General features: G+C 63.0%; 14 protein-coding genes. 2 read left to right on the forward strand and 12 right to left on the reverse strand.

All coding sequences use genetic code 11. The features are described from left to right. Positions 1–221: 221 nt before the first annotated feature. From BM315_RS12385 to BM315_RS12395, 4 genes are all read right to left on the reverse strand, one after another. Complete coding sequence (locus tag BM315_RS12385) at positions 222–656, reverse strand: YybH family protein (protein ID WP_090501367.1); 435 nt, start codon at positions 654–656, stop codon at positions 222–224. A 25-nt stretch (positions 657–681) separates the two neighbouring features. Further along, positions 682–840 (reverse strand): hypothetical protein, encoded by a 159-nt coding sequence (locus tag BM315_RS24670; protein WP_170862207.1) that lies wholly within the window; start codon positions 838–840, stop codon positions 682–684. Between the two features lie 41 nt (positions 841–881). Further along, entirely contained in the window at positions 882–1,226 is a 345-nt protein-coding gene (locus BM315_RS12390; protein WP_090501369.1) for a YciI family protein, read from the reverse strand. A 150-nt stretch (positions 1,227–1,376) separates the two neighbouring features. After that, the gene (locus BM315_RS12395; protein ID WP_090501371.1) at positions 1,377–2,621 is read right to left on the reverse strand and encodes an RNA polymerase sigma factor; all 1,245 of its coding nucleotides are present in this window, start codon (positions 2,619–2,621) and stop codon (positions 1,377–1,379) included. A gap of 1,095 nt (positions 2,622–3,716) precedes the next feature. Here BM315_RS12395 and BM315_RS12400 point away from each other — a divergent pair. Together BM315_RS12400 and BM315_RS12405 are read left to right on the forward strand one after the other, a co-directional pair. Next, positions 3,717–4,970, forward strand: a complete 1,254-nt coding sequence (locus tag BM315_RS12400; protein WP_090501373.1) for an OprD family porin — start codon at positions 3,717–3,719, stop codon at positions 4,968–4,970. A gap of 139 nt (positions 4,971–5,109) precedes the next feature. Beyond that, positions 5,110–6,219, forward strand: a complete 1,110-nt coding sequence (locus BM315_RS12405; protein WP_090501375.1) for an SMP-30/gluconolactonase/LRE family protein — start codon at positions 5,110–5,112, stop codon at positions 6,217–6,219. Between the two features lie 531 nt (positions 6,220–6,750). On the opposite strand, the gene BM315_RS12410 is transcribed toward BM315_RS12405, so the two are convergent. From BM315_RS12410 to kdgD, 8 genes are all read right to left on the reverse strand, one after another. Further along, a complete protein-coding gene (locus BM315_RS12410) occupies positions 6,751–8,376 on the reverse strand; it encodes a methyl-accepting chemotaxis protein (protein ID WP_090501377.1) in 1,626 nt (541 codons plus the stop codon). A gap of 207 nt (positions 8,377–8,583) precedes the next feature. After that, positions 8,584–9,522 carry a 2-hydroxyacid dehydrogenase gene (locus BM315_RS12415; protein ID WP_090501379.1) on the reverse strand — a complete coding sequence of 313 codons (939 nt, stop codon included), beginning with the start codon at positions 9,520–9,522 and terminating at the stop codon, positions 8,584–8,586. A 26-nt stretch (positions 9,523–9,548) separates the two neighbouring features. Then, a complete protein-coding gene (locus BM315_RS12420; RefSeq protein ID WP_090501381.1) occupies positions 9,549–10,967 on the reverse strand; it encodes an FAD-binding oxidoreductase in 1,419 nt (472 codons plus the stop codon). 1 nt (position 10,968) lies between these two features. Beyond that, positions 10,969–12,525, reverse strand: a complete 1,557-nt coding sequence (garD, locus tag BM315_RS12425; RefSeq protein ID WP_090501383.1) for a galactarate dehydratase — start codon at positions 12,523–12,525, stop codon at positions 10,969–10,971. A gap of 24 nt (positions 12,526–12,549) precedes the next feature. Next, a complete protein-coding gene (locus BM315_RS12430) occupies positions 12,550–13,908 on the reverse strand; it encodes an MFS transporter (RefSeq protein WP_090501386.1) in 1,359 nt (452 codons plus the stop codon). Positions 13,909–13,976: 68 nt separating this feature from the next. Continuing rightward, on the reverse strand, positions 13,977–15,332 hold the full coding sequence (gene gudD / locus BM315_RS12435; protein WP_090501388.1) for a glucarate dehydratase: 1,356 nt from the start codon (positions 15,330–15,332) through the stop codon (positions 13,977–13,979). A 100-nt stretch (positions 15,333–15,432) separates the two neighbouring features. Next, positions 15,433–16,869: an aldehyde dehydrogenase family protein gene (locus tag BM315_RS12440; protein ID WP_090501390.1), complete on the reverse strand. Its 1,437-nt coding sequence runs from the start codon at positions 16,867–16,869 to the stop codon at positions 15,433–15,435. Between the two features lie 131 nt (positions 16,870–17,000). Then, entirely contained in the window at positions 17,001–17,912 is a 912-nt protein-coding gene (gene kdgD, locus BM315_RS12445) for a 5-dehydro-4-deoxyglucarate dehydratase (protein WP_090501392.1), read from the reverse strand. Positions 17,913–18,223: the final 311 nt, after the last annotated feature.

Here is an 18,223-nt window from a genome sequence, read left to right on the forward strand (position 1 = left end):
CGGGCGGCGATCCGTCGGGCGGCGATCCGTCGGCCGGCGTTGCGTCGGGCGGCGTTGCGTTTCAGTCGCGAAATTCGCGGATAAAGACTGGCGGTGCAGAGCGCATAGCGCTCTGCCAGTGGTGCGCACGGCGCACCCTACCCGGATCTGCCGCACACCACGCCACCTTGGGCAGGTGCCCTCCCCGGTCGCACAGCCTGACTACCGGCCCGTAACCACAATCACGGCTTGAGGTCGAACAGCGCCTTGCCGCTTTCCATGTCGCTGGGCACGGAAAAATGCTCGTGGACGATCAACCAGCGCTCACCCTGCCTGCGAAAGCACTGGGTGACGCGCATCCAGCAGCTCTGCGTCTGGCCCTTGTCGTCGGTGCCGCCGCAATGCAACAGGTAATGGGCCACGCCGAGGTTGTCGTCGATCACGAAACTCGGATCGTGCACCTCGAACATGCCCTCGCCCGTGCACATTTCCATGCAGGCTTGCCAGTGCGCCTTGTAGGCTGCGCGACCGACGAAGCGCAACGGACCTATGGCGTCATAGGCCACCACCTCGTCGCTGTAGTGGCTGATGATGCGCTCGACATCCTTGGACTGTGCGGCCTGCGCCCAGCTGTCGACGGCCTGCTTGATCCGGCTTTGCGGGGTATCGATGATCATTGTCGCTCTCCTGTTCAGGGGTGGTTCAGCTTTCATTCACCGAGCAACAGGCATGGGCGGCCGGCTGCTGATATTGGTCGTGCAGGCGGGTCCAGTTCAGCCCCTGGCCGTTCAGATCGGGCATGCCGCCCCAGCCTTCACCGCGGCTGGCAATACGGGGTAATGGGTAGCCATTGCGGTTCATGGCGTGAACTCCCAGTGGTGGTTTGGCTGCGGCGCGGCCGCTCACACGTCCAGCTGGCGCACCGGCCGCACTTCGACGCTGCCGACCCGCGCCGCCGGAATCTTGCCGGCGATCTGGAGGGCTTCGTTGAGGTCACGGGCCTCGACCAGGTAGAAGCCGGCCAGTTGCTCCTTGGTCTCGGCGAAGGGGCCGTCGGTGATCGACAGCTTGCCGCCGCGCATGCGCACGGTGGTCGCGGTCTCCACCGGCTGCAACGCCTCGGCGGCGAGCATGCGGCCGCTCTGGCGCACCACCTCGGCATAGGCAAAGCACTCCTCGTCACGCGGGCTGTCGGGGGAGTCGTGCAGCAGCTGTTCGTTGCTGTAGACCAGGCAGAGGTATTTCATGACGGGCTCCGGATTGCATGGGGCTGGGTATTGATTAGTCGAGCGCCAGGCGTGGCAATCGACAGCACCCATAAAAATATTTCCGCGCCCGACCAACCGCCACCCCGTAGGGTGCGCCGTGCGCACCGACAGTCTTGGCCGCTACGCCTCTCAGCCGTCGACCAGTTCATCCAGACGCCGTTGCAGGAACTGCCGATCCGCTCCCTGGCGGGCCAAGTGCAGGGCGCGTCGATAGGCGTCGCGGGCCTCGCCGCTGCGGCCCAGACGGCGATAGAGGTCGGCCTGGGCGGCGTACGCCAGGTGGTAGTCGGCCAGCTCGCCGCGATCGAGCAGAGCCTCGATCAGCGCCAGACCGGCTGCCGGGCCGTCGCGCATGGCCAGCGCCACCGCGCGGTTGAGCTCGATCACCGGCGAGGGCGAAATGCGCAGCAGGGCATCGTAGAGCCCGACGATCTGCGCCCAGTCGGTGGCCGCGGCGTTCGCCGCCTCGGCATGCACGGCGGCGATGGCGGCCTGCAACGCATAGGCGCCAAACCGTTGCGAGCGCAGCGCCTGCAGCACCAGGGCATCGCCTTCGGCGATCAGCTCGGCAGACCAGAGCGAGCGATCCTGCTGGTCCAGCAGCACCGGCTCGCCGCTGGCCGAGGTGCGCGCCGGGCGGCGCGCCTCGTGCAGCAGCATCAAGGCCAGCAGGCCCATGACTTCCGGCTCGGGCAACAGCTCGAGGAGCAGCCGCCCCAGCCGAATGGCCTCGTTGGACAGGTGGCTGCGGGTCAGCGCGGCGCCGGAGCTGGCGAAGTAGCCCTCGTTGAACACCAGGTAGATCACCTGCAGCACCGACTGCAGGCGCTCGGCCAGTTCGCCGCGCCCCGGCACCTCGTAGGGGATGCGTGCATCGCGGATCTTGGCCTTGGCCCGCACGATGCGCTGGGCCACGGTGCTCGGGCTGACGAGAAAGGCGCGGGCGATATCTTCGGTACTGAGGTCGCAGATCTCGCGCAGGGTCAGCGCCACCTGGGCATCGGCGCCAAGCGCCGGGTGGCAGCAGGTGAAGATCAGACGCAGGCGGTCGTCCTCGAGGCTGTCGCCGTCCCACAACGGCTGATCGCACGCGGCAATGGAGTCAGCCAGGCGCGCATCCAGCGGTTCGAAACGGGCCTGACGACGCAGGCCGTCGATGGCCTTGAAGCGCCCCGCCGACACCAGCCAGGCCCGCGGGTTGGCCGGTACGCCATCGCCCGGCCATTGCTCCATCGCCACCCGAAACGCCTCGTGCAGCGCCTCTTCGGCCAGATCGAAATCGCCCAGCAGACGGATCAGGGTCGCCAGCACCCGCCGCGACTCCTCACGGTAGAGCCTGGCCAGCAGTTCATGCAGCGGTTCAGCGGCGTCCATGGTTGCCCTTCCTTCGACTGATGCGCCTGTCAGCGTAGGCCGCCTCGGCAGCGAGGACAACGGGGCAGAACACTCGATCGACCAGCATAGGTTGTGCCGCGCACCGGCGGTTATGCGCGTTATGCGTGGTGAGCACTTGGTGCGCATGGCGCACCCTTCGCTTGTTTTTGCCTTGTCTCGGCTGCATCGCCTACGTTTTTTCAACGGCCTGCTAGTGTCACGACACGATTAATCTGTCGCTTCCCGAGGGAGGGGCTTTAGCCGCGATTGACCTTGAAGGCGCTGAAAGCATCGCGACTGAAGCCCCTCCCACACAGCCTGGCATTGAACCGACATTTCATGGTTGGCGCGACACTAGCAGGCTGTTGAAAAACTACCTGCGTTGGCAATACTGCGGTTAAAACGGCCTCGGAATGCTCATTTACAGCCAGTAAACTCCGCTTCCTCGGCCGTTTTTGCCTTGTCTTGCCTGCCTCGCCTACGTTTCTCAACGGCCTGCTAGTGGACCGAACATAAGTTGTTCGACTAGTCATACGTTATCACACAACACACCCAACAATAACAGCTCTTCATGCACGGAAGACGGCCTACTGTCGGCACCGTGGGCGTACCTCGGCAACGTCTGCGGCAACCGCAAAAGCCACATACTGACCCCTTCAAACCAGCAAGTACGCGCACTCAAGGGTGGACGTTGGACGCCTGCTGGCGTCTTTCCCTTATTCAACTTTTGCCTAGGGACGCGTTGACAAAGCCGGCTAAGGTTGCCGATAATCCAATCAATGTTGTACGACAACATATGACTAATTATAAAAACAAAACCAAGGCCCTACCATGACGACTGTTGCTCTCGCCGCATCGGCTCGCTTCTCGCCCCTCCCGGCTGGCCCCGCTTCGCGCGCGCCAGCAGGACGCCCCCAGCTACACCCGCACATACCCACCGCATTCGCCGACGGCTAAGCCCGAAGCAGAGGCACGTCCCGACCACGGACACGCCTGTCGCCCTGGCATGGGGCAACTCACCCGTTCCTTACGCTCGCCGCTGGCGACTCAGGCAAGCAAGGGAACGGCTTGTTCAAAAATGGGAGCACAACAACAATGACTGCACGCAATACCCTCTCGCTCGTCCTGCTCGGTGCCGGCAGCATGGCCCTCGCATTGCCACTCAGCAGCCAGGCCGCCGGCTTCGGCGAAGACGCCAAGGTCACCCTCGGCCTGCGCAATTTCTATATCAACCGCAATTTCGTCGACCCAGCCTATCCGCAGGGCAAGGCCGAGGAATGGACCCAGAGCTTTATCCTCGACGCCCGCTCGGGGTTCACCGAAGGCAGCGTTGGCTTCGGCCTGGATGTGTTGGGCATGAGCGCGTTCAAACTGGATAGTGGTCGCGGCACCAACGGTACTCAGCTGTTGCCGATTCATGATGACGGCCAAGCAGCAGACAACTACGGACGTCTGGCTATTGCCGCCAAAGCCAAAGTGTCCAAGACCGAACTGAAAGTCGGTGAGCACGCGCCAGTGCTACCCATCTTGCGCAGCGACGACGGCCGCTCGCTGCCGCAGACCTTCCAGGGAGGGCTAATCACCTCCAAGGAAATCGACGGTCTAACCCTCTATGGCGGACAGATGCGCGCCACCAGCCTGCGCAATGACGCCAGCATGGAGGACATGGCGATGAACGGTCGCACCGGCATTACCAGCGACCGCTTCAACTTTGCCGGCGGCGAATACCGATTCAACCAGGATCGTACCCTGATCGGCCTGTGGAACGCCGAGCTGAAAGACATCTACAACCAACAATACCTGCAACTGACGCATAACCAGCCAGTTGGCGACTGGACCCTGGGGGCAAACCTCGGTTACTTCGTCGGCAGTGAAGACGGCAGCGAACTGGCCGGCAAACTGGACAACAAGACCTACTCGGGCCTGTTCTCCGCCAAGACTGGCGCCCATGCCCTTTATGTCGGCCTGCAAAAGCTCAGCGGCGCCGACAAGTGGATCCGCGTTAACGGCACCAGTGGCGGCATGCTGGCCAACGATGGCTTCAACTCCAGCTTCGACAACGCCCAGGAACGTTCCTGGCAAGTGCGCCATGACTACAACTTCGCCGGCATTGGCATTCCCGGTTTAACCCTGATGAACCGCTACACCAGTGGCGACAACATTCATGTGGGTGCCACTAGCGACGGTAAAGAGTGGGGCCGCGACAGCGAACTGACCTATGTCATTCAGAGCGGCACTTTGAAGAACCTGTCGATGAAATGGCGCAACGCGAGCATCCGCCGCGATTTCAGCAGCAACGAGTTTGACGAGAACCGCCTGATCTTCAACTACCCACTGTCGATTCTCTGATTCACGGCTTTACCTGCGTCTGATTACTCCATGTGTTACGGCACCTTCGGCCCGTCCTCGCGACGGGCTTTTTTACAACAGCAAAACCTGATCGAGCATTGCAAGCCCCTGAAAATCATCTGGAAACTGGAGAAATTCAATGAGCACAATAAAAAATCAATGTTCAAAAGACAGCAGCGCAGAAACTTCCCGCCGGAAGTTTCTCAGGAAATCACTGGTACTCTCGGCCGGCGTTGCCTCCCTTGGCAGCCTGGGGCTGCCCCGACTGGTTGATGCGCAACCGCTGACGCAACGCTACCCGGATGCACTCGTCGAGATTCTTGACGAGAGCTTCACAAAATACCGCCTGTTCAACGCCAGCGTGGAGAAGCTTGCCACCGGCATGCGCTGGGCCGAAGGTCCGGTGTGGGTTGGCGATGGCCGCTACCTCCTGGTCAGCGACATTCCCAACAACCGGATAATGCGCTGGGACGAAATCAGCGAGTCATTCAGCATCTTCCGGGACGCCTCGAACCATTCAAATGGCTTGACCCGTGATCGCCAGGGCAGATTGATTACCTGCGAAGGCTCGACCACAAACGATCAAGGCCGCCGGGTCACCCGCACTGAATACGACGGCAGCATCACAGTCCTCGCCGATAGCTATGACGGCAAGCGCTTCAATTCCCCCAACGACGTCGTGGTCAAGCGCGACGGTTCGGTCTGGTTTACCGACCCGCCCTTCCAGACCGGGAATTACTATGAGGGCCACAAAATTGCTCCCGTCCTACCCGACGCGGTATATCGCATCGATGGCAACAGCGGCAAAGTCACCCGTGTCATCGACAGCATTTCCGGCCCCAATGGCCTGTGCTTTTCACCTGACGAAAAATTCCTGTATGTCGTCGAAGGCCGGGCCAAGCCAAATCGGCTGATCTGGGCTTACAAGGTCAATGATGATGGTTCCCTGGGAGAGCGCCGCAAGCATATCGAAGCTCAGGAGCACGGTGCGCTGGATGGCATCAAGTGTGACGAGGACGGCAATCTCTGGTGTGGCTGGGGCAGCAGCGGCGCACAAGGCGCCAAGCTGGAGAGCCTTGATGGCGTCATGATATTCAATACCCTGGGCAAGGCCATCGGCCACATCAAGCTGCCTGAACGATGTGGAAATCTGTGTTTTGGTGGCAGTAAAGGCAACCGCCTATTTATGGCTAGCAGCCACTCGTTGTATGCCCTCTACGTCAATACACGTGACGCCACCTTTGCTTGAATATCCCAGACCCGACTGCAGGCTAGCCTGCAGTCTTGTGTTTACTAGCCATTCGTACGATTTAGCCCTCAACACCACATCGGTGGAGCGGCCATAGGCATCTGCATTGCGCAGTTCAGCCATTGCCCCTCGGTCTAACAGGCCGTTGAAAAACGTAGGCGAGGCAGCCAGCGCAATACCGATGGCGGCCCCGCAAAAACAGGCGCAACGTAGCGCAGCGGAGTAACAGCCGCAGGCTGGCCCCGAAGGGGTGAGCGCAGCGAATCAAAAGCGGAGTTTAGGTGTTGTAAATGAGCATTTTGATGGGGACGCCTAGTTGGGGGCGCCTAGCCCGGATTCGCGCACGAACCTGTTTTTAACGCAGCGATGGTAACGCAGGTAGTTTTTCACCAGCCTGCTAATGCTGCTCGGCATGGGCAACCACAGTACTGCCGGAGCCACCTGCCCATAAGGGACAGCAGAAGTTGCTTGAGCAAAATGGGCTCGTCAGAAAACAAGTAAATCGACTCTGCACCTCGAACTTCTTTACGTTTAAAGACTGAACCGATTAACCAGCCGATTCAGATCCGCCGCTAAGCGCGACAGCTCATGGCTGGAGGCGCTGGTTTGCTGGGCGCCGGTAGCTGACTGCACAGACAGGTCGCGAATATTCACCAGGTTACGGTCCACTTCGCGCGCCACTTGCGCCTGTTCTTCGGCCGCGCTGGCAATCACCAGGTTACGCTCATACATCTCACCGATTGCGCTGGTGATTTCCCCTAATGCCACGCCTGCACTCTCGGCCAGATTGCGCGTGGATTGCGCCAAGGCGCTGCTGCATTGCATGGAGGTCAGGGCCTGGGTGGCACCGGTACGCATGGTGGACACCATCTGCTCGATTTCTTGGGTGGAGTTCTGCGTGCGGTGAGCCAAGGCTCTGACTTCGTCCGCCACCACCGCAAAACCGCGCCCTGACTCGCCAGCACGGGCCGCTTCGATGGCAGCGTTCAAGGCGAGCAAATTGGTCTGTTCGGCAATGGCGCGAATCACGTCCAGCACCTTGCCAATATCCTGGGACTGCCCCGCCAGTTGACGCACCAGGCCGGCAGTAGCCTCCACTTCTGCAGACAAACCACCGATAGCGCTGATGGTCTCGCTAACACGACTATTGCCCACTTGCGCCGATTGATTCGACGCCTTTGCAGCATCGGAGGTGGACACTGCATTACGCGCCACTTCATCCACGGCCGCGCTCATTTCATTCACCGCCGTGGCGGCCTGTTCGATCTCATTGTTTTGTTGCAGCAGGCTACGACTGGCATCTTCGGTGACCGCATTAAGCTCTTCGGCGGCGGCGGCCAATTGGGTGGAGGAGCCGGAGATATCTGCCAGGGTTTTCCGCAGTTTTTGTTGCATGCGGCCCAGGGCATTCTGCAACTGGCTGATCTCGTCATTGCCATCCACTTGAATCGGTTTGGTCAGATCACCGTCAGCGATCAATTGCGCCACCTGCACCGCGCCACGCAGCGGACGCACGATACTCTGGGTCAGCAGCCAGGCCAGCAACACTGTGGCGAAGGCTGCAACCACGATAAAGACGATAACGATGTAGCGGGAATAGTCGTATTGTTCGGCGGAGGCTTTGCCTTCCTGCTCGATGCCCTTGGCGTAAATGTCACCCAGCAATGCCAGCTGCGCGCCGGTGCCGTCCACCACTGGTTTCATGTCCACCAGCAACAGCTTGTTCAGTGCGTCTCTGTCTCCGCTACGGGCCAACACAAACGAGTCGGCCATGCCGCGCTGGTAGCTGGCGAGGCCTTGCTTGAATTGGCCATAGAGGCGCTCTTCGTGCGGGGAGTTGATAAAGGCTTCAAAGTCCTTGAGGTGATCGCTCAGCACTTTGTTGCGGACTTCGTACTGGTCGATATAAGTGTCCAGGCTACCGATCTCGGTATCCAGGGCCATGCGCAGGGAAATGGTGCGGATTCGCAGCATGTTTTCGCGAATGCTGTTGACGATGCGGATGCTCGGCACCCAGTCTTTCTCAGTGGTGGTAGCGCGCTCGCGGATGTTGGTCATTTCCCCCAAGGAAAACATACCGAGTAACGCTACGACCAGGGCAAGAAGGGCGAATAGACACGCGGCCCTGCGGGCGATACTCCAGTTACGTAGCAGCATGAAAACCTCGATGACCCAGTTGGCTTACCCCTCTTTACAGGGAGTGATGGCATGGTTGTTGTAGGGTGATTTTTAAAAGGCGCACTTGTGGTGCGCCACTACAGCAAAGGTGTCAGTTAAACAGACGTAAGAGACCGGGCCGGCGCTTGTGGCAACGACCCGGATATGACGGTGCGCCCTGCGGCGAACCCTCATATTCAGGTGGGTTCAGAGCGGCGTCAGCAGCTCCCCCTTGTCGATAAATGCCTGCAGATTGGCCAGCACCAGCTCTTCCATCCGCAAGCGGGTTTCGTGGGTGCCACTGCCGACGTGAGGCAGCAACACCACATTGGGCAGGGCGAACAGCTCTGCTGGCACGGTGGGTTCACCTTCGAACACATCCAACCCGGCACCGCCCAGGTGCCCATTGAGCAGCGCCGTAACCAGCGCGGGCTGATCGACCACGCTGCCGCGGGAGATGTTCACCAGAATGCCCTGCGGCCCCAGCGCCGCCAGCACGTCGGCGTCGATCAAGTGATGAGTGGCCGCGCCACCTGGGCAGGCCAGCACGAGGAAGTCCGCCCAGCGCGCCAGCGCCAACAAATCCGCCTCGAAGCCATAGGGGCTGCTCAAGTCCTGACAGCGCTTGTGATAGCGCACCGGCATGGCAAAGCCTTCGGCGCGGCGGGCGATGGCCTGGCCGATGCGGCCGAGGCCGACAATGCCAAGCTTCTTGCCGCTGACCTTACGCGTCAGCGGGAAGGTCGCTGCAGGCCAGCCGCCGGCGCGGACGAAGCGGTCGGCCGCGGCCAGTTGCCGCGCCGTGTCGATGATCAGGCCCATGGCCAGATCGGCCACACAATCGTTGAGCACATCCGGCGTGGTACTGATGACGATGCCGCGATCACGCAACAGCTCCAGCGGATAGGGGTCGTAACCGACGCCAAAACTGCAGATCGCGCGCAGATTCGGCAGGCAGGCCAGTTGCTCGGCACTGCAGCCAAAACGTGCCGAAGACACCAACAGCTCGAAAGCCGTCCCCTGCTCTTGAAGAAAGGCCAGCGGATCGACCCGCTGCCACAGCGCGGTGACCTCGTAGCACTCAGCCAGCTCACGATTGAAACGCTCGCTCAGCGCACCGATCTGTAACACCTTGGGTTTACTCATGGGGACTCCTGTCTCGATTGCCCGACTCACAACAACTTGCCCGGATTCATCAGCCCGGCCGGATCGAAGGCCCGCTTGATGCTGCGCATCAGCTCCAGTTCCAGCGGGTCCTTGTAGTGACGGGCGGCATCACGCTTGGCCTGACCCAGGCCATGCTCGGCACTGATGCTGCCGGCAAAGTTGACGGTGACATCGAAGATCACCTGCATGATCGCCTCGCTCTGCGCCTTGAACGCGGCATCTTCTGCACCCAGTGGCTTGCTGACGTTGTAATGCAGGTTGCCGTCGCCGACATGGCCGTAGGCCACGATGCGCACACCCGGGAAGGCCTGCTGCAGCGCCTGATCGGTGCGAGCGATGAAGTCGGGGATGCGGCTGATCGGCACGCTGATGTCGTGCTTAAGGCTCGGTCCTTCGTGGTTCTGCGCCTCCGAGATGCCCTCGCGCAGCGCCCACAGCGCGCGCACCTGGACTTCGCTGGCGGCGACCACGGCATCCAGCGCCACGCCCCGCTCGAAGGCCTCGCCGAGACCCTGTTCGAGCATGTCGTTCAGCGGCGCATCGGGCTGGGTATCGCTCAGCTCGATCAGCACGTACCAGGGATGCGCGTCGGCGAAGGGATCGCTGACCCCGGAGACGTGGTGCAGCACGAATTCCAGGCTCTGGCGCGACATCAATTCGAAACCCGTCAGCCGGTCGCCACACAGGCCCCGCATCTGCCCGATCAGCTCCACCGCCGCCCGCGGGCTAGGCAGCGCCACCCAGGCGGTAGTCAGGCTGCGCACCGCCGGGAACAGTTTGAGCACGGCGGCGGTGATAATGCCAAGCGTCCCTTCGCTACCGATAAACAGCTGCTTGAGGTCGTAGCCGGTATTGTCCTTGCGCAGCGCGCGCAGCCCGTCCCAGATGCGCCCGTCGGGCAGCACCACCTCCAGGCCGAGGGTCAGCTCGCGCATATTGCCGTAGCGCAGCACGGCGGTGCCGCCGGCGTTGGTCGCCAGGTTGCCGCCCACCGTGCAGCTGCCTTCGGCACCGAGGGACAGCGGGAACAGTCGGCCAGCCTCGGCGGCGGCCTCCTGCAGACGCTGGAGGATCACCCCGGCCTCGACGGTGATGGTCTCGTTGGCCGCATCGACCTCGCGGATGCGGTTCAGGCGGGTCAGCGACAGCACCACCTGTGCGCCCAAATCGTCGGGAATCGAGCCGCCGCACAGGCCGGTATTGCCACCCTGCGGCACCAACGCGACCCCGGCCTCGGCACATAGACGCACCACCGCGGCGACCTGCTCGGTCGAGGCCGGGCGCAGTACCAGCGCGGCCTGGCCGCGGTAGGCGTTGCGCCAATCGGCCAGGTAGCTGTGCATGCGTTCGACGTCGGCGATCAGGCCAGCCTCGCCGACCACCTCGCGCAGGGCCTGGATCAGGCTCACGGGAAGGCCGCTCATCTCAGGTCACCGGCGCCGGATTGAACAGCACCAGGTCGTTGTGCAGGCGCAGGCGCTCGGCGCAGGTCTGCTGGCGGCCGCTGGCGACGTCCAGATAGAGTTGGAAGATATGCCAGCCCATCTCGTCCAGGGTCATGCGCCCGGAGGTGATCTGCCCGGCATCCACGTCGATCAGGTCGGGCCAGCGCTCGGCCAACTGGGTGCGGGTGGCGACCTTGATCACCGGCACCATGGCCAGCCCGTAAGGCGTGCCGCGACCGGTGGTGAAGATATGCAGGTTCATCCCGGCGGCCAGTTGCAGGGTGCCGCAGATGAAATCGCTGGCCGGCGTGGCACAGAACCACAGGCCCTTGCCGCGCACTCGCTCACCCGGTGACACCACCCCGGCAATGGGACTGGAGCCGGACTTGGCAATGGAGCCCATGGCCTTTTCCACGATGTTGTTCAGCCCGCCCTTCTTGTTGCCCGGCGTGGTGTTGGCGCTGCGGTCGGCCATGCCGCGCTGCAGGTAACGGTCGTACCAGTCCATCTCGCGGATCAGCGCATCGGCGACTTCCACCGAGGCGGCACGCGGGGTGAGCAGGTGGATGCCGTCGCGCACCTCGGTGTTCTCGGAGAACATAACCGTGGCGCCGGCGCGCACCAGCAGATCGGCGGCCACACCGAGGGCCGGGTTGGCGGTGATGCCGGAGAAGGCATCGCTGCCGCCGCACTGCATGCCCACCACCAGCTCGCTGGCCGGGACAGTTTCGCGGCGACGCCGATCGAGCACCTGCAGACGCGCCTCGATCATCGCCATGATCTGCTCGACCATGCCGGCAAAGCCGTTGCTGGAATCCTGCAGGCGGAACAGCCACTCCTCCTCATCCATGCCATTGGTCAACTGGTCGCCATCCATCAACTGGCTGGCCTGCAGCTTCTCGCAACCGAGGCTGATCACCAGCGCCTGACCGCCGAGGTTGGGGTTGCGGCTGATGTTATACAGCGTGCGGATCGGCACCACCGCGTCCGGCGCGTTGATCGCCACGCCGCAGCCATAGCTGTGCGACAGCGCGACCACGTCATCGACATGCGGGTACTTGGGCAACAGCTCCTTGCGCACCCGCTCGACCACGTGGTCGAGCACACCGACCACGCACTGCACAGTGGTGGTCACACCCAGAATATTGCGCGTGCCGACGCTGCCGTCGAGGTTGCGGAAGCCTTCGAAGGTGTATCCGGTAAGCGGTTCGACCGGCGCAGCGGGCAAGGTCGCCTTGGGCAGGTTGTCCAGCGCCGGCGGCTCGGGCATGCGCAGCTGCGCCTCGGTGACCCAGCGCCCGGCGGCGATGGGTTCCAGGGCATAACCGATGACCTCGCCATAGCGCAGCACTTCGCCGTCCACGGCGATGTCCTGCAAGGCCACCTTGTGGCTCTGCGGAATGCCTTCGACGGCCACCAGGCCATCGGCAAAGCGGCCGCCCTTGGCCACGCCCTGCTCGTTGACCACCACGCCGACGTTGTCGGCCGGGTGCAGGCGGATGTAGCGCGGCGAATCCTGATGGGCAATCAACTGCATGGACATGCTCTCCTCTAATACGGATCAGGGTGTCGAGTTGGGCGCAGCAACGGCGGCGCTAGCGGTCGGGGCTGGCGGATCGTTCAACTCGATCCGGTGAATACGACCGACGATAAACAGATAACTGATTAGCGCCAGCACAGCGTTGGCGCCGACATAGATCAGCGCCGCGTCAAATGAGCCGGTGCGGCTGACCAGGTAACCGACCACGATAGGTGTGGTGATCGCCGCCAGGTTGCCGAAGGTATTGAACAGCCCGCCGGACAGGCCGACGACCTGCCGTGGCGAGGTGTCGGCCACCAGCGTCCAGCCGAGCGAGCCGAAGCCCTTGCCGAAGAACGCCAGGGCCATCAGGCCGATCACCGCGCTATCACTTTCGACATGGATGCACAGCACGATGCAACTGGCCAGCAGCATGCCGACGACGATGGGCAGCTTGCGCGCCAGGGTCAGGGAATAGCCGCGGCGCAGCAAAGCGTCCGACACCAGGCCGCCGAGCACGCCGCCGACGAAGCCGCTGATCGCCGGCAGCGAGGCGGCAAAACCGGCGGAGAGAATGCTCATGCCGCGCGCCTGCACCAGGTACACGGGAAACCAGGTGAGGAAGAAATAGGTGATGGCGTTGTTGCAGTACTGACCCAGATACACGCCGATCAGGCTGCGCTGGGTCAGCAGCAACCTGAGGGTGCGCCACTGCGAGCCGGCCGCACCGGCAGGCAGCGGGGCCAGGTCGATCAGGCCGCCGCCGTCTTCGATATGGCCGAACTCGGCCGCGCCCAGGCGTGGATGTTCACGCGGGCCGTGCATCAGCTTGAGCCACAGGCCACAGAGCAGCAGGCCCAGGCCGCCCAGCACGAAAAACACATACTGCCAGCCCATGTCCTGCACCACCCAGCCCATCAGCGGTGCGAATACCGCAGTGGCCGCATACTGCGCCGAAGTGGACATGGCGGTGGCGGTGCCCCGCTCGCGGGTCGGGAACCAGGCGGCGATGATCCGTGCATTGCCGGGAAAGCACGGCGCCCCGGCAAAGCCTACCGCCAGGCGTAGCACAAACAGGCTGACGATGGCCCAGGCCAGCGGCAGCATGTCGACCAAGCCCTGCAACAGGGTGAACAGCGACCAGCACAACAGCGTGATGAAATAGACGCGCTTGGCGCCGAAGCGATCGAACAACCAGCCACCGGGAAGCTGCCCGATCACATAGGCCCAGCCGAACGCGGAAAAGATATAGCCGAGCATCAGCGCATCGATGCCCAGATCCGCCTGCAGCGCGGCACCGGCAATCGACAGGCTGGAGCGGTCGGCAAAGGTGACCGTGGTGACGAGGAACAGCATCAGCAGGATGGAGTAACGCACCCGGCCCGGTTTGACTGCTTGCATCTGGCCAACTCATCGAGAAATTCGCGTGAAGCGGGCCCGCTGCCTGCTGGCAGCCGGGCCACCCCGATTTAACGCACCAGACAGGGGCGCTTGTTATCGAACTGCCAGCCGGAGATCAGGTACTGCATGGCCACGGCATCGTTGCGCGCGCCCAGGCCCATGCCTTTGTACAGTTCGTGGGCCTTGGCCAGGGCATCCCAGTCCAGCTCGACGCCCAGACCCGGCACCTTCGGCACCTGCACCAGACCGCCTTCGATCCGCAGCGGGTTGTGGGTCAGGTACTGGCCGTCCTGCCAGATCCAGTGGGTGTCGATGGCGGTGACCTTGCCCGGCGCGGCAGCGGCCACGTGGGTGAACATCGCCAGGGAGATGTCGAAGTGGTTGTTGGAATGCGAGCCCCAGGTCAGGCCCCACTCGTTGCACATCTGCGCCACCCGCACCGAACCCTGCATAGTCCAGAAGTGCGGATCGGCCAGGGGGATATCCACCGACTGCAACTGGATGCAGTGGCCCATCTGCCGCCAGTCGGTGGCGATCATGTTGGTCGCGGTCGGCAGGCCGGTAGCGCGGCGGAACTCGGCCATCACCTCGCGGCCGGAGTAACCGTTCTCCGCGCCGCAAGGGTCTTCGGCGTAGGCCAGCACACCGTGCAGGTCGCGGCACAGGCCGATGGCCTCGGCCAGGGACCAGCCGCCGTTGGGGTCGAGGGTCACCCGCGCATCCGGGAAGCGCTCGGCCAGGGCACGGATCGCCTCGACCTCGGCCCCGCCGCGCAGCACGCCGCCCTTGAGTTTGAAGTCGTTGAAACCATAACGGGCATGGGCCGCCTCGGCCTGGCGAACGATGGTCTCGGGGCTCAGCGCTTCCTGGTTGCGCACGCGGAACCAGGCGTCGTCCGCATCGGCTTCGTTGCGATAGCCCAAGTCGGTCTTCTCGCGGTCGCCGATAAAGAACAGGTAACCGAGCATCTCCACCGCGTCGCGCTGCTGGCCTTCGCCGAGCAGGGCCGCCACCGGCACGCCGAGGTGCTGGCCGAGCAGATCGAGCAAGGCGGATTCCAGGGCAGTGACCGCATGGATGGTGATGCGTAGGTCGAAGGTCTGCATGCCGCGCCCACCGGAGTCGCGGTCGGCGAAAGCCTGGCGCACCTGGTTGAGCAGGCCGTTGTAGTTGCCGATGGACTGGCCCACCAGCAAGGGCCGGGCATCTTCCAGGGTTTGGCGGATGGCTTCGCCACCGGGCACCTCGCCGACGCCGATGCGCCCGGCGTTGTCCTTGAGGATGAGGATATTGCGGGTAAAGAATGGGCCGTGGGCACCACTCAGATTGAGCAGCATGCTGTCGTGGCCGGCGACCGGCACGACCTGCAGCTCGGTGATGATCGGGGCACCGGCGAAGGTACCTTGCTTGGAATCGCTGTTCATAGCGCTTGCCCTGTTGTTGTTATCCGGGGTCTGAACGTTGGTAGGAGCGTGCTCAGCGCTCGAAAAGCTTCGCGGGCATGGCCCGCTCCTACAGGTGCACTCAACCGACGTAAGTGGTCTTCACCGTGGTGTAGAACTCCTGGGCGTATTTGCCCTGCTCGCGGCTGCCGTAGGATGAGCCTTTACGGCCACCAAACGGTACGTGGTAATCCACCCCGGCAGTCGGCAGGTTGACCATGACCATACCGGCCTGGGCGTGGCGCTTGTAGTGGTTGGCGTATTTCAGCGAGGTGGTGCAGATACCGGCGGACAGACCGAACTCGGTGGCGTTGGCCATGGCCAGCGCCTCGTCGTAATCGGCCACTTTGATGATATTGGCCACCGGGCCGAAGATCTCTTCGCGGCTGATGCGCATGTCCGCCGTGCAGTCGGCAAACAGGGTCGGCGCCAGGTAATAGCCGTCCTGCGCGCAGGAAACCCGCTCGCCGCCGCAGACCAGGCGGGCGCCCTCGGCCTTGCCGATCTCGATATAACGCAGGTCCTGCTCGAGCTGGGCCTGGGACACCACGGGACCGATATCGGTGCCCTTCTCCAGGGCGTTGCCGACAGTGATCGACTGCATCCGCTCGGCCATGGCCGCGACAAACTGGTCATGGATGCCCGCGGTGACGATCAACCGGCTGGAGGCGGTGCAACGCTGACCGGTGGAGTAGAAGGCGCTCTGCACCGACAGCTCCACGGCGGTTTTCAGGTCGGCATCGTCGAGGATCACCTGCGGATTCTTGCCGCCCATCTCCAGCTGCACCTTGGCCCCGCGCGCCACACAACTGGCGGCGATGCTACGGCCGACGCCGACCGAGCCGGTAAAGCTGACGCCATCGACCTGCTTGTTCTGCACTATGGCTTCACCGACTACCCGGCCGCTGCCCATCACCAGGTTGAACACCCCGGCGGGGAAACCGGCGCGGGAGATGATCTCGGCGATGGCCCAGGCGCAGCCCGGTACCAGATCGGCCGGTTTCAACACCACACAGTTGCCGTAGGCCAGGGCCGGGGCGACTTTCCAGGCCGGAATGGCGATGGGGAAGTTCCACGGGGTGATCAGGCCGATCACGCCCAGCGGCTCGCGGGTCACTTCCACCGATACGCCGGGGCGCACCGAGGCCAGCACTTCGCCGGCCTGACGCAGGCACTCGCCGGCGTAGAACTTGAAAATATTACCGGCGCGAGTCACTTCGCCGATGGCCTCAGGCAGGGTCTTGCCCTCTTCCCGGGCCAGCAGCACACCGAGTTCTTCGCGGCGGGCGAGGATTTCGCTGCCGACCTTGTCCAGCGCGTCGCTGCGCGCCTGGATACCGGAAGTCGACCAGGCCGGAAAAGCGGCACGGGCGGCGGCGATGGCCTGATCGACCTGAGTGGCATCGGCCTGGGCGTATTCGCCGACCACATCGGCCAGATCGGACGGGTTGATATTGTGGCTGTAGCTGGCAGCGGCAACCCATTGGCCACCGATGTAGTTGTCATAACGCTTGTTCATGATCCCTTCCTAGCTATGTATGGCTATGCGTAGGGTGTCGCGGGGCCGCCCAGGCCGCGCGCACCAATGACGGCGAGCGGCTGGTGCGCACGGCGCACCCTACGGCGGCTTGGCCCGCCACGTTCAACTGCTTATTGCGCGCCCTGGGCTTCGATCAGTGCGGCGAGCATTTCGTACTCTTCCGGTAGCAGATCGGTCAGCGGGGTGCGCACCGGGCCGGCGTCATGCCCAACGATCCTGGCACCAGCCTTGATGATGCTGACGCCATAACCGGCGCAACGGTTACGGATGGCCAGGTACGGCAGGAAGAACTCATCGATGATCTTGCCGACGCTGGCGTGATCGTCACGGGCCATGGCGTGGTAGAAATTCATCGCGGTCTTGGGGATGAAGTTGAACACCGCCGAGGAGTACACCGGCACGCCCAGGGCCTTGTAGGCAGCGGCGTAGACTTCGGCGGTCTGCAGGCCGCCGAGGTAGCTCAGGCGATCACCGAGACGACGGCGGATGGACACCATCAGCTCGATATCGCCGATGCCGTCCTTGTAGCCGATCAGATTCGGGCAACGCTCGGCTACCTGCTCCAGCAGCGGCGCGGTCAGGCGGCAGACGCTGCGGTTGTATACCACCACGCCGATCTTCACCGACTTGCACACAGCTTCGACGTGCAGCGCCACGCCTTCCTGGCTGGCTTCGGTCAGGTAGTGCGGCAGCAGCAGCAGGCCCTTGGCCCCCAAGCGCTCGGCTTCCTGGGCCATCTCGATGGCCTGGCGGGTCGGTCCACCGACACCGGCGAGGATCGGCACGCTGCCGGCGCAGGTGTCGACCGCGGTCTTGATCACCGCCGAATACTCTTTGCCGGTCAGGGAGAAAAACTCACCGGTGCCACCGGCGGCGAACAGCGCCGAAGCACCGTAAGGCGCCAGCCATTCCAGGCGGCGTGCATAGGTATCGGCGCGGAAATCGCCGGCAGCATCGAAATCGGTCACGGGGAAAGACAGCAGACCGGAAGAGAGGATGGACTTCAGTTCTTGTGGATTCATTGTGCGAACACCCTGTAGAGCGAATGGTGGAGAGGAGCATCAGTCGAAACTGTAGAGATACGTTATCGTACAACACTGAGTAATGCCATACTTTTCCCTGACCGGTTATCGCCTGAGCTTCTGCCGCCATCCACGCCAGAAGATTAGGGCACGGCCACGCGCACTCCTTGCCGCCCAGGCGCAAGCGCGCCGCTATAAGGGTTTAAGCACTGACAAGAGCAAGCTGCGGCGACTTGCTTCAGTCGCAACGCCGGTGGTCGCGCCCAGCAATTTTCTGCAAAAGTCTCGTTGACAAGCCTGTCAGACGCTGC

It is taken from the genome of Pseudomonas borbori, from assembly GCF_900115555.1.
GTDB lineage: Bacteria > Pseudomonadota > Gammaproteobacteria > Pseudomonadales > Pseudomonadaceae > Aquipseudomonas > Aquipseudomonas borbori.

Bases quoted from the DNA above. Each gene is read 5' to 3' on its own strand.
- kdgD (WP_090501392.1), bottom strand. From the start codon at position 17,912: ATGAATCCACAAGAACTGAAGTCCATCCTCTCTTCCGGTCTGCTGTCT.
- BM315_RS12405 (WP_090501375.1), top strand. From the start codon at position 5,110: ATGAGCACAATAAAAAATCAATGTTCAAAAGACAGCAGCGCAGAAACT.
- BM315_RS24670 (WP_170862207.1), bottom strand. From the start codon at position 840: ATGAACCGCAATGGCTACCCATTACCCCGTATTGCCAGCCGCGGTGAA.
- BM315_RS12410 (WP_090501377.1), bottom strand. From the start codon at position 8,376: ATGCTGCTACGTAACTGGAGTATCGCCCGCAGGGCCGCGTGTCTATTC.
- BM315_RS12390 (WP_090501369.1), bottom strand. From the start codon at position 1,226: ATGAAATACCTCTGCCTGGTCTACAGCAACGAACAGCTGCTGCACGAC.
- BM315_RS12395 (WP_090501371.1), bottom strand. From the start codon at position 2,621: ATGGACGCCGCTGAACCGCTGCATGAACTGCTGGCCAGGCTCTACCGT.
- gudD (WP_090501388.1), bottom strand. From the start codon at position 15,332: ATGAACAGCGATTCCAAGCAAGGTACCTTCGCCGGTGCCCCGATCATC.
- garD (WP_090501383.1), bottom strand. From the start codon at position 12,525: ATGCAGTTGATTGCCCATCAGGATTCGCCGCGCTACATCCGCCTGCAC.
- BM315_RS12385 (WP_090501367.1), bottom strand. From the start codon at position 656: ATGATCATCGATACCCCGCAAAGCCGGATCAAGCAGGCCGTCGACAGC.
- BM315_RS12400 (WP_090501373.1), top strand. From the start codon at position 3,717: ATGACTGCACGCAATACCCTCTCGCTCGTCCTGCTCGGTGCCGGCAGC.
- BM315_RS12440 (WP_090501390.1), bottom strand. From the start codon at position 16,869: ATGAACAAGCGTTATGACAACTACATCGGTGGCCAATGGGTTGCCGCT.
- BM315_RS12420 (WP_090501381.1), bottom strand. From the start codon at position 10,967: ATGAGCGGCCTTCCCGTGAGCCTGATCCAGGCCCTGCGCGAGGTGGTC.
- BM315_RS12430 (WP_090501386.1), bottom strand. From the start codon at position 13,908: ATGCAAGCAGTCAAACCGGGCCGGGTGCGTTACTCCATCCTGCTGATG.
- BM315_RS12415 (WP_090501379.1), bottom strand. From the start codon at position 9,522: ATGAGTAAACCCAAGGTGTTACAGATCGGTGCGCTGAGCGAGCGTTTC.